The 15,318-nt window shown below is 70.9% G+C and carries 11 protein-coding genes; 7 read left to right on the top strand and 4 right to left on the bottom strand.

The window, feature by feature from the left end:
* Window positions 1-23 precede the first annotated feature (23 nt).
* The 4 genes from DK427_RS25335 to DK427_RS25350 all read right to left on the bottom strand — a co-directional run bounded on the left by DK427_RS25335 (window position 24) and on the right by DK427_RS25350 (window position 10,599).
* A complete protein-coding gene (locus DK427_RS25335; protein WP_109953798.1) occupies window positions 24-4,922 on the bottom strand; it encodes a malto-oligosyltrehalose synthase in 4,899 nt (1,632 codons plus the stop codon).
* Window positions 4,919-6,724: a malto-oligosyltrehalose trehalohydrolase gene (treZ, locus tag DK427_RS25340; protein ID WP_109953799.1), complete on the bottom strand. Its 1,806-nt coding sequence runs from the start codon at window positions 6,722-6,724 to the stop codon at window positions 4,919-4,921. The genes DK427_RS25335 and treZ overlap by 4 nt, the downstream gene beginning before the upstream one ends.
* A gap of 317 nt (window positions 6,725-7,041) precedes the next feature.
* Complete coding sequence (gene glgX / locus DK427_RS25345) at window positions 7,042-9,138, bottom strand: glycogen debranching protein GlgX (protein ID WP_109953800.1); 2,097 nt, start codon at window positions 9,136-9,138, stop codon at window positions 7,042-7,044.
* A gap of 39 nt (window positions 9,139-9,177) precedes the next feature.
* Window positions 9,178-10,599, bottom strand: coding sequence for an alpha,alpha-trehalose-phosphate synthase (UDP-forming) (locus DK427_RS25350; RefSeq protein ID WP_109953801.1), 1,422 nt, complete (start codon window positions 10,597-10,599; stop codon window positions 9,178-9,180).
* Between the two features lie 322 nt (window positions 10,600-10,921).
* Between DK427_RS25350 and DK427_RS25355 the strand changes: the two genes are divergently transcribed.
* The 7 genes from DK427_RS25355 (at window position 10,922) to DK427_RS25385 (ending at window position 15,272) form a co-directional block, all read left to right on the top strand.
* A complete protein-coding gene (locus tag DK427_RS25355; RefSeq protein ID WP_109953802.1) occupies window positions 10,922-11,422 on the top strand; it encodes a hypothetical protein in 501 nt (166 codons plus the stop codon).
* 4 nt (window positions 11,423-11,426) lie between these two features.
* Window positions 11,427-11,837 (top strand): phage holin family protein, encoded by a 411-nt coding sequence (locus DK427_RS25360; protein ID WP_109953803.1) that lies wholly within the window; start codon window positions 11,427-11,429, stop codon window positions 11,835-11,837.
* 5 nt (window positions 11,838-11,842) lie between these two features.
* Window positions 11,843-12,223 carry a DUF3618 domain-containing protein gene (locus DK427_RS25365; protein WP_109953804.1) on the top strand — a complete coding sequence of 127 codons (381 nt, stop codon included), beginning with the start codon at window positions 11,843-11,845 and terminating at the stop codon, window positions 12,221-12,223.
* Window positions 12,224-12,277: 54 nt separating this feature from the next.
* Window positions 12,278-13,093 carry a hypothetical protein gene (locus tag DK427_RS25370; RefSeq protein WP_109953805.1) on the top strand — a complete coding sequence of 272 codons (816 nt, stop codon included), beginning with the start codon at window positions 12,278-12,280 and terminating at the stop codon, window positions 13,091-13,093.
* Window positions 13,094-13,228: 135 nt separating this feature from the next.
* A complete protein-coding gene (locus DK427_RS25375) occupies window positions 13,229-14,368 on the top strand; it encodes an apurinic/apyrimidinic endonuclease family protein (protein ID WP_109953806.1) in 1,140 nt (379 codons plus the stop codon).
* Window positions 14,369-14,406: 38 nt separating this feature from the next.
* A complete protein-coding gene (locus DK427_RS25380) occupies window positions 14,407-14,958 on the top strand; it encodes an RBBP9/YdeN family alpha/beta hydrolase (RefSeq protein ID WP_109953807.1) in 552 nt (183 codons plus the stop codon).
* Window positions 14,959-15,041: 83 nt separating this feature from the next.
* Complete coding sequence (locus tag DK427_RS25385) at window positions 15,042-15,272, top strand: hypothetical protein (RefSeq protein WP_245930718.1); 231 nt, start codon at window positions 15,042-15,044, stop codon at window positions 15,270-15,272.
* Window positions 15,273-15,318: the final 46 nt, after the last annotated feature.

Here is a 15,318-nt window from a genome sequence, read left to right on the forward strand (position 1 = left end):
GCCTTCATGTCAGTGCCTTCACGTTAGTCCTGCCGTCGCAGCACCGCGAAGGGCAGGTGCCGGAACAGCTCGGCGCAGTCGGTGCGGCCACCCGCACGGGTCTCGCCGGTGACGAGGTCGCGCCAGCGCGTGCCCGCACCGAGGTCGAGCGCGGTGCCGGCGAAGCCCTCGCCGGACCAGACCTGCCCCTCGGGCACGAGCTTGGAGACCAGCCGCGGCACGGCCACGACGAGGTCGTCGTCGCCGCCCGCGCCATCCGCCCGCTGGAAGGCGAGGACGTGGGCCGCCTGCGCCCCCTCGGCCGGGAGAGCCCGGTAATCGGCATCGGCGTAGAAGCCCGGCCGCTCGGCGCGCTCCGCCAGGAGCTTGGCTAGCACCGCCTGCTTTACCCGCCCGTCCCACCACGTGCCGATCAGCTCGGCCGCGGGGCGTCCCTCCTCCAGCGACCGCTCCAGAGCCGGGTAGTCGACCGGGCGGCGGTTGTCGGGATCCACGAAGGAGAAGTCCCAGAACTCCGTGCCCTGATAGGTGTCGGGCAGGCCCGGCAGGGTCGCCTTGAGGACGGTGCGGCCGAGGCCCGCCAGCATGCCGAGATGCGCGAGGCGCTGCGCGAAGGGGCGCAGCTCCCGCAGGAAGTCCGAGCCCGGCGCGACGATCGCCTCGAACAGGCGCTTGACCGCGCCCTCGTAAGCCTCGTCCACGTTGACCCAGCTCGAACGGCGCTTGCCCTCGCGCATCGCCTTCTCGCCGTAGGCGATCAGGCGGTCGCGGAAATCCTCGATCGCGGCCGGGTCGTCCGTCTCGAGGAGTTCGAGCGGCCAGGCGCCGAGGATCGCCTGGAAGAACATCCACTGGTCGTTCGCGTCGGGCGCGGGCTCGTCGTCGATCGTGGCGAGGTGCGGGCCGGCGGTCGAGCGCCAGAGATCCCAGGCGCGGGCCCAGGCGTCCGGCATCTCGGAGAGCGCGAGCAGGCGCGTGCGGGCGTCCTCGCCGCGCTTGGTGTCGTGCGTCGCCGTGGTGATCATGGCGTTCGGCCAGTCGCGGGCGCGCGCCGCCTGGAGCGCGTGGAAATGCTCCGCGTCGATGCCGTACTCGCCCGGATCGCCCCCGACCTCGTTGAGGCCGAGCAGCATTGCGTAGCGGTAGAACAGCGTGTCCTCCAGGCTCTTGGCCATGACCGGGCCGGTGAGCTGCTGGAAGCGGCGGCGGAAGCGCAGCACGGTGCGCGGGTCCGGACGGCCCGGCCCCGCAGTCTCGACGCGCCCGAGCAGCACGTCCTGCGCGAAGTCGTGCACCGAGCGGTCCGGCAGGCCCGACCAGCGCTTGGCCTTGGCGACCGCGCCCTCGATCAGCCGCACGTCCTCGACCTCGATCTCTGCATCCTCCAACTCCGGCGGCAGGTAGCTGCGGTAGGTGGGGAAGCGCGCGATGATCTCGATCAGCGCCCGGCGGATGGCGTTGACCGAGAAGTCGCGGGTGCGCCGGTCGGCGTCGGCCACCTCCTTCAGGTCGGCGGTCAGCACCTCCAGCTCGCTCGCGAAGCTGATCTCGAGGATCTCGGCCTTCGCGGCGCGGAGCTGGAAGCCGTAGGGCTCGTCCATCCCGGAGGCCCACTCGTAGATCCGGCGGACCTTGGCCCGCTTCTCCTTGTCGACCAGGATGCCGTCGAGCTGGTTCAGCACGTCGTAGCCGGTGGTGCCGGCCACCGGCCAGGGCCGCAGCTTCTCGCCGGGCTCCAGGATCTTCTCGACCACCACGTAGAAGCCCGGCCCCACCGCGGCCTGGAGTGCGCGGGCGTAGCCCAGCGGATCGGCGAGCCCGTCGATGTGGTCGATGCGCAGGCCGTCGATGCGGCCGTCGCGCACGTGGCGGAACACGGTCTCGTGCGAGCGGTGGAAGATGTCGGTCTTCTCCACCCTGAGGCCCGCCAGCGAGTTCACGTCGAAGAAGCGGCGATAGTTGATGTCGCTCGACGCGATGCGCCAGTGGGCGAGGCGGTAGGCCTGGCTCTCCAGCAGACGGTGGAGCGGGCCGAAGCTGTCCGGGTGGCCCTTGAAGCCGTTGAGGAGCTTCAGGCCCCGCTCCATCGCCTCGCGGATCGCGGGCGCCGCGGCGTAGACGGCGGCGAGCCGCTGCTTCAGCCCCTCGGCCTCCTCCGGGAAGGCGCGGCGGCGCTCGGGGTTGGTCTCCTCGCCCATGGTGCGCAGGCGCTCGGAGATCGCCATCAGCTCGGCCGATGCGTCGTCGCCGACTTCGCCGAGGGCGGCCAGCACCCGGTTGAGGATGGTCGGGTAGTTCAGCGGCCGGATCGGGAACTGGTGCTCGTAGTGCCAGACGCTGAAGGCGCCGGCCTGCGGGTCGAACTTCAGCTCCAGCGTGCCCTTCTCCAGGGCCTCGCCGTAGCGGTCGCCCAGGAACGGGATGACGAGGTTGCGGTTCGCCCCCATCCGCTCCCAGTCGATGTCGAAGGCGTGCGCGAACGGGGACAGCGGACCCCATTCGAGGACCGAGAGCCACCAGGGGTTATCGGCTCCGCCGACGCCCATGTGGTTCGGCACGATGTCGAGCAGGAGCTTCAGGCCGTGCTCCCGCAGCCGGTCGGAGAGCCGGACGAAGCCCTCTTCGCCGCCGAGCTCCGAGTTGATCGCGCCGTGGTCGACGATGTCGTAGCCGTGGGTCGAGCCGGGCCGCGCCTTCTGGAGCGGCGAGGCGTAGACGTGGCTGATGCCGAGCTTGGCCAGATACGGGACGATCCTCTCCGCGTCCGCGAAGGTGAAGTCCTTGTGGAACTGCAGCCGGTAAGTCGCTCGCGGCGGCGGCGCGTTGAGGCGCGCCGCGCCCGAATGCGGCCCGCGCTCCTCGGCCGAAAGGGAGGCCGCGAGCTTGGCCAGCGGGCCGCCGGGCTCGGCGATGGCGGTGAGGTCGCGGTCGAGCTTGCGCCGCCAGTTCGGGTAGCCCTCGGTCGAGCCCGGCACGTTGGCCTGGGAGAGTTCCGAGATCACGTCCTCGTACTGGACGGCCGTGAGGATCGAGGGCGCGCGGGCGAGGTAGCGCGCGGCGGCCTCGAAGGGTGCGGCCTCCGGCGGATCCCAGCTCGGCAGGAGCTGCTCGCCCGCCAAGGCTTCGGTGAGGCGGCGGCGCTCGGTGACGCGCTCAGCCCGTTCGGCCTCGGCCCGCTCCTGATCGTAGAGGCCGAGGGCTTGGCGCGTATCGGTATCGACCCCGCGCCACCAGCCGACGAAGGTCGGCAGGTCGTGGGTGGTGATGGCGGTGAGCGCGTCGCGCGGGTAGGCGCCTGGCGCCTTGAAGCGGCCGTCGCCCTCGCGCTCGAAGGCGAGGATGCGGTAGCTCAGGATGCCGGTGCGCATCAGCGCGTCGGAGAAGCCTTCGGGCGCGGTGCCGAGGTCCTCGGCGATCACGATGCACTTATTGCGGTGGCTCTCCAACCGCAGCACGGCCAGCATCGGCTCGAACGGCATCGCCACGTAGGCGCCGTCATGGGCCGAGCCGCCGAGGGGAATCAGGAAGAGCCGCGCGAGCTGGAAGGCGTGGTCGATGCGGATCGCGCCGGCATGGCGCATGTTGGCCTGAACGAGCGCCCGGAAGGCCGCGAGGCCGTCGCGCTCCATCTCCAGCGGGTCGAAGGCCGGCAGGCCCCAATCCTGGCCCTTCGGGGCGAGGAGGTCCGGCGGCGCGCCGATCGAGACGCCGTTGGCGAAGCGCTCGGGATGCGACCAGATCTCGGAGCCGCCGCGGTCGGCGCCGACCGCGAGGTCGCGGTAGAGGCCGATGCGCATGCCGGCCTCGTGGGCGCGCGTCGAGGCGGCCGCGAGCTGGATGTCGGCGAGGTACTGGAGCCAGGCGTGGAAGCTCACGGCCTCGGCGTGCTCGGCCTCGAAGGCGCGCACGGCCTCCGTCCCGGCGCGGCGATACGCCTCCGGCCAGTCCCCGAGCCAGTGCGCGCCCTTCTGCTTGAAATGCGCCGACAGCGCCTCGAACACGGCGTGGGACTGGAGATCCTCGCCGCCCTCCTGGCGGAAGGTCTGGAAGGCGGGATCCTCGCCGCTTCGGGCGGGCGAATCCTGCCACAGGGCGTCCAGCACGGGCGCCAGCACGTCCCAGACGCCCTGGTGATCGACGAGCGATGCGGCACGCAGCGCCTCGACCGCACGACCGCTCTCACGCAGCAGCGCCTCGGCCCGCGAGCCGGCGAAACCCGGCAGCGCCTCGGGAGCGATGAACAGCGTCTCGAGGAAGAGGCGCGACGAGGGCGAGTAGGGCGAGATCTTTGTGCGGTCGGCGCCGAACAGGGCGTGGACCGGGCTGAGCCCCAGGAAGGAGGCGCCGCGCAGGCCGGCATCGTGCGCCGCCTGCCCCGCATCCGCGTAGGTGCCGATGCCGATATTGTCGGCCGAGCGCAGGCCGTAGAGTTGGGCCGCGAGGCCCCAATCCGCCGCGCCCTCGTCGGCGTAGGCGCGCGGGCGCCAGCAGCGCTGCGGCGCCGCGATCACCCAAGCCTCGGCCTTCCGGTCGCCGAGCGTCGCGGTGAGGTGGTGGTAGCCCGGCGTCAGCGGCGGCAACTCGAAGCCCGCCTCGCTGCCGGAGATTGCGGCCCGGCCCTCGCGGGCGTTGCCGCGCTCGTCCTCGACGCGCCAGGCCAGGGTGCCGGACTCGGCGCGCACCGGCACGCGGGCGTGGCGGCGGGCCTCGACGGGCAGCAGCGGCGGGATCAGGCCGCGGCGCAGGGCCTCGACCGCGCGGAGCGATTCGGCGGCCTCGTCCTCCGAGCCGACCCGGAAGCCGAGGGCGGCGAGCAGACCCTTGCGGACCTCCAGCGACGTCTCGACGGGTTTGCCGAAGGCGTCCGTGTAGCCGCCGGCGACGCCGACGAGGTCGGCGAGACGTTCGAGGGTGCCGCTCACGAGTTCTTTTCCGTCACGAAAACGCCGGTCCAGCCGGCCAGGCTCGCACCCCGACCATCGGGCGCATTGGTCCAGATCACCTCGCCGGAGAGGTCATCGGGCTTGAACTCCGCGTCGCCCACGTTGGCGACGAAGCGCAGCGTCCCGGCGTCGAAGCGCCAGGTGCAGTCCACCACGTCCGGACGCGGGAGCGTCGCGTTGGCGCCGCGATAGCCGGACTTGGCGAGCGGTACGACGACGTCGCGGCGGATCTTAAGCAGGCGCCGGGTCTCGGCGAGCACGTCCTTGTGCGGGGCGCGCTCCAACTCGGACCAGTCGAGCTTCGAATCGTCGAAGGTCTTCTTCTCGGTTGGGTCTGGGATCTTCGAGGTGTCGTCGGCGAAGGCCGCGAAGCTCTTGAACTCGCGCCGCCGGCCCTCGCGCACGGCCTTGTTCAGCTCCTCGTCCGGCGCGAAATCGACGAAGAACAGGAACGGCGTCGAGGCCGACCACTCCTCGCCCATCCAGAGCATCGGGATCTGGGGCGCCAGCAGGAATCCGCCGCGGGCGAGGTCGAGCTTCCTTGGGTCGGAGAGGTGGCTCAGCCGCTCGCCGAGCGCCCGGTTGCCGACCTGATCGTGGTTCTGCAGAAAGGTAACGAAGGCGGAGGGCGGCAGGTGGGCCGAGGGCTCGCCGCGCGGGTGGTTGTCGAGGGTCCGGAAGGGTTCGCCCTGATAGGCGAAGCCCTCCGACAGGCAGCGGGCGAGGCGCTCGACCGGCTTGTCCGCGAAGCTCTCGTAGTAGCCGGCATCCTCACCCGTGAGCAGCACGTGCCAGCAATGGTGCAGGTCGTCCGCCCACTGCGCGTCGTGCTGCTTCGGCTTGCCGCCCGCATCGCGTTTCAGCCACTTGGCCTGGTTCGCCTCGTTCTCGAGCATCAGGTGGATCTGGCGAGCCGGGAATTTCTGGCGGACCGTCTCGCCGAGCTCGGCCAGGAAGTGCTTCTCGGAATCGTCCAGGATCGCGTGCACGGCATCGAAGCGGATGCCGTCGAAATGGTACTCCTCCAGCCAGTAGAGCGCGTTCTGGATGAAGTACTGACGCACCGTGTGGCCGCTCTCCTTGCCGTCGAAATTGATCCCCGCGCCCCAGGGCGTCTGGTGCCGCTCGGTGAAGAAGGTCTTGGCGTAGGCGTGGAGATAGTTTCCGGCCGGGCCGAAGTGATTGTAGACGGCGTCGATATAGACCATCAGCCCCAGCGCGTGCGCCCGGTCGATCAGGCGCTTCAGGTCGTCGGGCCGGCCGTAAGCGGAATCGGGCGCGTAGGGCAGCACGCCGTCGTAGCCCCAGTTGCGCGTACCCTTGAAGTCGGCGAGCGGCAGCAGCTCGATCGCGGTGACGCCGAGATCGCGGAGATATTCGAGCTTACCCGCCAGCCCCGCATAGGTGCCCTCGGGCGTCGCGGTGCCCACATGGGTCTCGTAGATCACCGCCTCCTCGAAGGGGCGGCCTGTCCAGGTCTCGTCCGTCCACCCGAAGGCGTTCGGGTCGATCACCTCGCTCGGGCCGGAGACGTCCTCCGGCTGGAAGCGCGAGGCGGGGTCGGGCACCACGAGGTCGCCGTCGATGCGGAAGCCGTAGCGGGCGCCGGCCTTGACGCCCGGCACCACGGCTCGGCGCCAGCCGTGCTCGGCAGCGGGCAGCGCATGGTCCTGCCCGTCGACGACCAGGGTGACGTCCTGCGCTGTGGGCGCCCAGAGCGCGAAGCGCACGCCCCCGTCGACGAACTCGGCACCGAAATCCATGCTGTGGGCGCGCCGCATCGGGCCTGATCCTCGTCGCGAAGGCCGATCGCCGGGGAGCGGGCGGGCCGTCAAACCGTGTCCTGGCACGCCCAGCGGCGTCGGCCGGCGACGCGTCGATGGACGTCTCGGGAGCGTGCGGGCGTTTTCCGGCTCCGCTTCCTCATCAGAAGGCGGGGCGGAGCATCTTGTTCCCGCGCTGCAACTAAGGCGGCGGGTCAGCCCGGCAACGGTGTCACGGGGCGGATTCCCGCGGATCCGGCTGGAACATCGGCGAACCTCAAAGTTCGGGCCCGAACGGCGATGCGGGGCCGTTCCGGGCAGGCCCGCGAGACGCCTCAGGCCGCCTCGTCCGTGCGCGCGGCGAGCACGAGCAGCGAGCGGGCCGGCAGATTCAGGCTGCCGCCCTCCGCGAGCGCCGAGGGGCCGAACAGCACGGAGCCGGTCTCGCGCGTCGTATCGAACACCACGCGCCAGGGACCGCCGACGCCCGGCGCGAGGCGGAACGGGCAAGGCGCTTCCGCCGCGTTGAACAGGATGAGCAGGCGCTGGCCCGCGTCTCCATCGTTGCCGATCTGCATGCCGAAGGCCTGCCGGCCGTCGTCGCCCCAATCGTCGCCGTCCATCTCGGTGCCGTCGGGCGCAAGCCAGTGCACGTCGCGCAGGGGCTCCTCCGGGTCGATCGCGACTCCGTCGAAGAAGCGGCGGCGGCGCAACCCAGGCTCCTCGCGGCGCAGGCGCAGGAGGTTGGCCACGAAGGTCGCCAGCGTCGGATCCGGATCGGAGGTCCAGTCCATCCAGCTCACCGCGTTGTCCTGGCAGTAGGCGTTGTTGTTGCCGCCCTGGCTGCGCGAGCGCTCGTCGCCCATCAGCAGCATCGGCACGCCCTGAGCCAGCATCACGGTGGCGAGCAGGTTGCGCTTCTGGCGCGCCCGCACCGTCAGGATCTCGAAATTGTCCGTGTCGCCCTCGACGCCGTAGTTGCGCGAGACGTTGTGGCCGTGGCCATCCCGGTTACCCTCGCCGTTGGCCTCGTTGTGCTTCTCCTCGTAGGCCACGACGTCGGCCAGCGTGTAGCCGTCGTGGCTCGCCGCGAAGTTGATGCTGGCGAGCGGCGAGCGGCCGGACGGCGCGAAGACCTCGCGCGAGCCGGAGAGGCCCTGCGTCAGCTTCGGCAGGGTGCCGCGGTCGCCGCGCCAGAAGCCGCGCGCAGCGTCGCGGAACTGGTCGTTCCACTCGCTCCAGCCGCGCGGATAGCCGCCGAGCTGATAGCCGCCCGCCCCGATATCCCAGGGCTCGGCGATCATCTTCACGCCGGCCAGCACCGGGTCCTGCGCGACTGCCTGGAAGAAGGCGGCCTTGGGCGAGAAGTCCATCGGCGCGCGGCCGAGCGACGAGGCCAGATCGAAGCGGAAGCCCGCGATGCCGTAGGCGGTCACCCAGTGGCGCAGCGAATCCATCACCAGCTGCATCACCCGCGGATGGGCGACGTCGAGGGTGTTGCCGCAGCCGGTGCAATCGATCCCGCGCTGCGGCTGGGCCGGGTCGTGCTTGTAGTAGCTCGCGTTGTCGATGCCCCGGAACGATAGCGTCGGGCCGTCCTGTCCCGCCTCGCAGGTGTGGTTGTAGACGACGTCGAGGAAGACCTCGATCCCGGCGGCATTCAGTTCTCGGATCGCCGCTTTGAGCCCGCCGGTCCCGCCATGCCCGAGGAAGCGGGGATCGGGCGCGAAATAGCCGAGCGGCGAGTAGCCCCAGTAGTTCACTAGGCCCTTCTCGACGAGGAAGCGGTCGTCGGCGAATGCCTGGATCGGCAGCAGTTCGAGGGCCGTGATGCCGAGCTTCCACAGATGCTCGATGATCGCGGGGTGCGCCAGCGCCTCGTAGGTGCCGCGCTCGGCCTCGGGGATCGCCGGGTGGGTCATGGTCAGACCCCGGACATGCGCCTCGTAGATCACCGTCTCGTGGAGCGGCCGGCGCACCGGTCTCAGGGCGAGGTCGGGCACCTCGGGCGCGGTGACGACCGCCTTCGGCATGTAGGCCGCGCTGTCGCGCCGGTCGATGCGGTCGTCGCGGCCGACGAGGCGCCGGTGGCCGTAGAGCGCGTCGTGCCAGCGAATGCGCCCCGCGATCTCCCGGGCGTAGGGGTCGAGCACGAGCTTCGAGGCGTTGAAGCGGTGGCCGCGCTCCGGCGCCCAGGGCCCGTGCACCCGGTAGCCGTAGAGCTGGCCCGGCAGCACGCCGCGCAGATACCCGTGCCAGATATCGTCGGTGCGAGCCGGCAGCCGGATCCGGTGTGTCTCGTGGCGCTCGCCCGGCTCGAACAGGCAGAGATCGACCGCCGTCGCGTGCTCGGAGAACAGGGCGAAATTGACCCCGCGCCCGTCGAAATGCGCGCCGAGCGGGGCCGGCACGCCATCATCGACGCCGATCATGCGGGAGTCCGTCCAGAGAGTTCGAGTGGGCGACTGGGATTACTCGGCGGCCTCGGCCGCGGTCGGCGGCTCGCGCTCGACCGTGCGGAAGTGCTCGAGCTCGGTCAGGAAGTTGCGCGCCCACCAGTCCACGTCCTCGCGGGTCATCCGCTCGGCCATCGGCCTCCAGCGCTCCAGGCGCTCGCTGCGCGACATGTAGAGCGCCGTGCGGATCGCCTCGGCCACCTCGAAGCGGTCGTAGGGATTGACGAGGAGCGCCTCCGGCAATTGCCGGGCCGCACCCGCGAACTTCGACAGGACGAGGACGCCGGGGTCCTCCTCGCTCTGCGCGACCACGTATTCCTTGGCCACGAGGTTCATGCCGTCGCGCATCGGCGTGACGAGGCCGACGCGGGCCGCCCGGTAGAGGCCGGCGAGAACCGGGCGCGGATAGGCCTTGGTGACGTACTGGATCGGGGTCCAGGCCGGGTCGCCGAGCGAGCCGTTGATCTCGCCCACCGTCTCGTTCACCTCGCGGGCGAGCTGCTCGTATTCCGGCACCTCGCTGCGGGATTTCGGCGTGATCTGGATGTAGGTGACGTTGCCGCGCTGATCGGGATTTGAGGCGAGGAAGCTCGACACCGCCTCCATCCGCTCGGGCACGCCCTTCGAGTAGTCGAGCCGGTCGACGCCGATGATGAGCTTGCGGGTGCGCAGGCCCGCCATGGTCTCGCGCACCACCTTGTTGGACGAGGCCTTCTCGGCCGCGTCCTTGAAGCCCTCGACGTCGATGCCGATCGGGAAGCTGCGGATGCGCGTGCGGCGCCCGTCGACCATCAGCGAGCCGCCGCCGAGCGGGATCGCCCGCAGGCTGTCGATGAGATTGCGGGAGAGGTTCTGGACGTCCGGATCGGTCTGCAAGCCGATCAGGTCGTAGTCGGCGATGGCGCGGAGCAGGTCGCCACTCGCGGGCAGCGAGTTGAATACGTCTGCGGCCGGCCACGGGATGTGGTGGAAGTAGCCGATCGGGTTGGCGAGGCCCAGGCCGCGCAGCTCCGAGGCCAGCGGCAGCAGGTGATAGTCGTGCACCCAGATGATGTCGTCGGGCTCGACCAGCTTGGCGAGCGCACGCGCGAAGGTGCGATTGACGCGGCTGTAGCCCGCGTAGTCCGAGCGCGAGAAGGCGCCGAGCCCGAGCCGGTAGTGCATGATCGGCCAGAGCGCCCGGTTGGCGAAGCCGGCGTAGTACTCCTTGTGGTCCTGCGGCGAGAGGTCGACCACGGCATACTGCACCCTGCCGCGGTCGATCAGCGTCGGCTCCTCCGAGGGTGTCTCGCTGATCGTGCCGCTCCAGCCGAACCAGAGGCCCTCGTAGGAGGAGAACGCTTCCTTCACCGCGACGGCGAGGCCGCCCGCGGCCACCGCCTTGCTGCCTTCCTCGGGAACCGCCACGCGGTTCGATACGATGACGAGGCGTGCCACGCAGTCGGCTCCCGTTCCCTCAAAGCGTGCGGGCGCCAGAGACGCGGCGTCCGCCCAACACCTGCTAGCCAGAACGCGCGGAAGCGAGGCGCGATCCCGTCGATGGCCTGAACCAAGCGCGGAACCGCCCGCCGGGTCAAGGGCCGGCCCGTTGCCTATCCCGACGATTCACCATGCGTGTCCGGCCCGGTTACCGGGCCCCCTCCCCGGCTGGATGCGCCCGGTTCGCGAGCTCTGCCGTCGGCGCGGATGCTCCGGAACCGCGTGGGGCCGAAGCGGTTACTCAGCCGAGTTCAGCGACGCCCTGCGTGAGGAGTGACCGATGGCCGCGAGCGAGTTCCCACAACCGGCACCGGGCGACGCCTCGGCGGACCACGTCTCCCCGGGGGCGCGGCAGCAGGCGGATTGGCGCGGCCTGAAAGGCGACGTCGAGGGTCTCGCCGACGTGGCCGCCCAGCAGGGCCGCGGCCTTCTCGACGCGGTGCGCGTCCAGGCGCAGGATTACGTCGAGCAGCGCAAGAACGACGCGGCGGGCCAGGTCAACGACCTTGCCCGCACCATTCGCTCGTCGTCCAAGGATTTCGACGACAAGCCCAACATTAAGGCCTTCTTCGACAGCGCCGCCGACGGGTTGGAGCAGCTCGGCTCCTCGATCGAGAACCGCAGCTTCGGCGACTTCTACGCCGAGGCCGAGTCCTTCGCCCGCCGCGCGCCGGTCGCGGTGGCTGTCGGCACCTTCGTGGCGGGCCTGCTCGCCGCCCGCTTCATCAAGTCGTCGAGCCTGCCGCCCGAGGGCGACGCCCGCGACACGTTCCGGGGCTGAGGCGATGGCGCAGGGCTCCGCACCCCCACCGAACGGGTCGAGCATCCAGGGTCTCCTCGGCGAGGCCCTGCGCGAGACGAACGACCTCGCCCGCAAGGAGATCGCACTGTTCCGCGCCGAGATGGCGTCGAACCTGCGCTCGCTGATCATCGGGCTCGCCTGCATGGCGGCCTCGGCCGTCTTTGCGGTGGTGGCGCTGATCGTGCTGATCGGCGCCTTCGTGAAGTGGCTCGCCACGATCGTGGGCTCCGAGTGGCTCTCGGCGCTGATCGTGGGCGGCGTCCTCCTCCTCGTCGCGGTCGGGCTCGCCCTCTGGGCGCGCAGCGCGCTCTCGCTGTCGACGCTCGCGCCGACCCGCACCACCCGCCAGGTCCGCCAGGACGCCCGTGCATTGTCGGAGCGCGTATCCGGATGAGTGGCATGAACGAGTTGGAGCGCGATATCGAGGAGAGCCGCGCGCGGCTCGACCAGACGATCGACCGCATCCAGGGCCGCCTCAATGCGTCGAGCATCGTGGACGAGATGCTGGGCAGTGCCAGGCGCACGCCTCTGAACAGCGTCTACGACGGCGCGCTGGAGGCGGTACGGCGCAACCCCGTGCCGGTTCTGATGATCGCGGCGGGCGTTGGCTGGCTGATGCACCGCATGTCGCAGGAGGCCAACCGCCGCCGGACCGAGGTGCAGGCCGCGCGCGTGCCCGTCCTCAACACCGGAGCCGCGCGCGCCTACGACCCCGACCGCCCGACGGCCAAGCCCACGGCGGTGCCCGCCAACGACATCGTCGACACCACGCACGTCTGAGTACCGCAGCAGCGCGGCCACGGCCGGCGCGCCCCGAGTTCGAAGGAGTATCCGATGAGTGAAGGTGCTGGACAGAAGGCGCCGAACGACGCCGCGGCCCGCAGCGCGGGCGAGGCGTCCCAGCTCGACCCGCATGCCCGCGCGGCCGACTACACCCTGAAGCCGGATCCCGAGGGAACGCGCGACCCGCTCGGCCGCGCCGACCACGATCCCCACGGCCGCTCCGCCGACCACACCCTGCAGGCGGACCCGACCGGCGCACACGATCCCCTGCCGCGCGCGGGGCTCGACCCGCACGGCCGGACGGCGGATTTCTCGAACACCAACTCGGGCGGCGCTGGATCGGGCGGTGACCTGCGCGACAAGGTCGAGGGCGTCGGTGCCCAGGCCCGCGAGCAGGCGGGCGCGATCCAGGACCGGATCGGCCAGGCGGCCGACGAGGCCGGCAGCCGCATCCGATCGGCCTACGGCGACGCCCGCTCCTACGTCTCGGAGGCGAGCGAGGGCCATCTGCGCCGCATCGACGACCTGACCGACCGCGGGCGCGAGGGCCTGCAGCGCGGGCGCAACGCGGTGGAGGACTTCGTCGGCGAGAACCCGCTGCTGGTCGGCGTGGTCGGCCTCGCGGCGGGCCTGCTGCTCGGCGCGCTGCTGCCGCGCACCCGCCAGGAGGACCGCAATCTCGGCCCCTACGCCGACGAGGTGCGCGACCAGGGGCTACGCTACGCCCGCGAGTTCACCAATCGCGGACGGGAATTCGTGCAGACCGCTCTGGACCCGGAGACCGTCAACGCGGCTGCCCGCAAGGCGGCCGGGCACGACGACGCGCAGAGCCGGACGCCGGACGACCCGGTGCGCCACACGCTCTGAGCGAGGCAGGATCGGACGTTCGAGGAGGGCGGCGCCGAGCGCCGCCCTTTGTCGTTATCGTTTGTTCCTGGGGAAGGCCGGATCCGGTCCGCTCTGCCGCATGCGTCGAATCCGGCCCGCCCGCGTTGTCCCCGCATGCCCAAGCCCGCTCTCAAGCCCGCTCTCAAGCCCGCTCTCAAGCCCGCTCCCACCGAGGCACCCCGTCTCGGCTTCTGCTGCAAGTTCATCCCCGACACGCCGCCCGGCACCCACGCGACCCTGAAGGCCGCGAAGGACGCCGCGCTCGTGATGAACCTGACCAGCGCGACCATGGCCTATCTGACGAAGCTCGAACCCGCTCCACGGGCCGCGAAGCTTTCCGGTATCGTCACGCACAACCTCGCGGCGTTGGAGCGGCAGATCGACTGGGTCGGCGCCCGCCCGCCCCTGGAACGCCTGCTGCGCATCGCCAGCAACGTGCTGCCGGGCTACACCCACCCGATCGCCGAGCCACTCTACGCGGATCCGGCCTTCGCGCAGGTCATTGAGACTGGTCTCGCGCGGATCGGCGAGCGGGCGCGGGCGCTGGGCGTGCGCCTCAGCTTCCATCCGGGGCCGTTCTGCCTGCTGGCGAGCCGCAACCCGGCCGCCATCGCCAACGGGCTCGGCGAGCTGGAATACCATGCCCGCATCTTCGAAATGATGGGCTACGGCTCCGGCTGGCACCCCCACGGCGCGCACATCAACATCCATATCGGGGCCCGCGACCCGGGCCTCGAGGGCTTCCGCGCGACGCTACCGCGGGCGAGCGAGACCGCCCGCAACCTCCTGACCATCGAGAACGACGATTTCGGCTTCAGCACCGACGAGCTGCTCGAACTCGCCGACGTGGTGCCGATCGTGCTCGACCTGCACCACCACTGGGTCCTGAGCGGCGGCGAGTACATGGAGCCGGACGATCCGCGCATCGCCCGCATCCGCCAATCCTGGCGCGGCGTGCGTCCGATCGCGCATATCAGCGTCTCGCGCGAGGCCATGCTGCCCGACCACGATCCGGACGTGCTGCCGGACTTCGCGGCCCTGCGCGCAGCCGGCGTGCCGGTGCGGGAACTCGCCGCCCACTCGGACATGATGTGGAACCGCGCCGTCAACGCCCTGGTGGCCCGCCATCTCGCCTGGGCGGATTTCGAGGTGGAGGCGAAGTCCAAGAACCTCGCCTCGGTCGGCCTCGCCGATCAGGTCCGCGCCGGGCTCGGGCCGACCGGGACCAAGAGCGGGCTGATCGCAGCGGAATGAATCTCGACGCCTTGTCCGCCAGAGGCTAGGCAACGGCCATGAAAACCGCCGATTGCGACATCCTCATCGTGCCGGGGCTCAGGGGCTCGGAGGAGGAGCACTGGCAGGCCCGCTGGGCTAGCCGCCTGCCGACCGCCCGCCTCGTCGAGCAGGACGACTGGCACAATCCGGAGCCCAGCCCCTGGCGCGCCCGGATCGTCGAGGCGGTCGCCGCCGCGACCCGGCCCGTCATCCTCATCGCCCACAGCCTCGGCGTGGTCGCCTGCGTCGAGGCGGTACCGGATCTGAAACCCGGCATCGTGCGCGGCGCCGTCTTCGTGGCGCTGCCTGACGTCGAGAACGCCCCGAACCTGCCCGACAGCGTGCGCGCCTTCGCGCCGCTGCCGCGCGATCCCCTGCCCTTCCCGTCGCTGGTGGTGGCGAGCCGGACCGACCCGCACTGCGACTACGCCCGGGCCGAGGACTTCGCCTATGCGTGGGGTGCCGCGATCGTGGATGCGGGGGATTCCGGCCACATCAACGTCGCGAGCGGGCACGGGCCCTGGCCCGAGGGGCTGATGCGGTTCGCCGGCTTCATGAAGACACTCTGACGTCCGAGCGCGGCCGTTAAGGCCCTGTTTACCCTGTGGGGGTCTGGATGGTCCGGAAAGCCGGGCCAGCCCGCCCGCGGGAGATGGATGTGACGCGCAGAGAGCTTCTGGAACGCCTCGATACGGCCATCGCAGCCCTCGGGCCGCGGGCGCCCACGAACTTCAACAGCTCGCTCTTCGGCGACGCCGCCCTCCTCAAGCGGATCGAGGCCTTCGAGGCTCAGATCAACGTGGCCGAGAAGCCGAAGGTCGCCGACTACACCGGCAACATGTTCTCGCGCATCGCCAACCGCCGGGCGGCCGGCGCCAAGTAGGGTGTTCCAGGGCTCCGCCCTGGACCCGCCAAAGGTCTCGGACCTT

Origin of the sequence: Methylobacterium radiodurans (assembly GCF_003173735.1) — a bacterium.
GTDB lineage: Bacteria > Pseudomonadota > Alphaproteobacteria > Rhizobiales > Beijerinckiaceae > Methylobacterium > Methylobacterium radiodurans.

What these genes read in the sequence shown, in the direction of transcription:
- treZ (WP_109953799.1), bottom strand. Translation starts at nt 6,724, where the DNA reads ATGCGGCGCGCCCACAGCATGGATTTCGGTGCCGAGTTCGTCGACGGG.
- glgX (WP_109953800.1), bottom strand. Translation starts at nt 9,138, where the DNA reads ATGATCGGCGTCGATGATGGCGTGCCGGCCCCGCTCGGCGCGCATTTC.
- DK427_RS25355 (WP_109953802.1), top strand. Translation starts at nt 10,922, where the DNA reads ATGGCCGCGAGCGAGTTCCCACAACCGGCACCGGGCGACGCCTCGGCG.
- DK427_RS25360 (WP_109953803.1), top strand. Translation starts at nt 11,427, where the DNA reads ATGGCGCAGGGCTCCGCACCCCCACCGAACGGGTCGAGCATCCAGGGT.
- DK427_RS25365 (WP_109953804.1), top strand. Translation starts at nt 11,843, where the DNA reads ATGAACGAGTTGGAGCGCGATATCGAGGAGAGCCGCGCGCGGCTCGAC.
- DK427_RS25370 (WP_109953805.1), top strand. Translation starts at nt 12,278, where the DNA reads ATGAGTGAAGGTGCTGGACAGAAGGCGCCGAACGACGCCGCGGCCCGC.
- DK427_RS25375 (WP_109953806.1), top strand. Translation starts at nt 13,229, where the DNA reads ATGCCCAAGCCCGCTCTCAAGCCCGCTCTCAAGCCCGCTCTCAAGCCC.
- DK427_RS25380 (WP_109953807.1), top strand. Translation starts at nt 14,407, where the DNA reads ATGAAAACCGCCGATTGCGACATCCTCATCGTGCCGGGGCTCAGGGGC.
- DK427_RS25385 (WP_245930718.1), top strand. Translation starts at nt 15,042, where the DNA reads ATGGATGTGACGCGCAGAGAGCTTCTGGAACGCCTCGATACGGCCATC.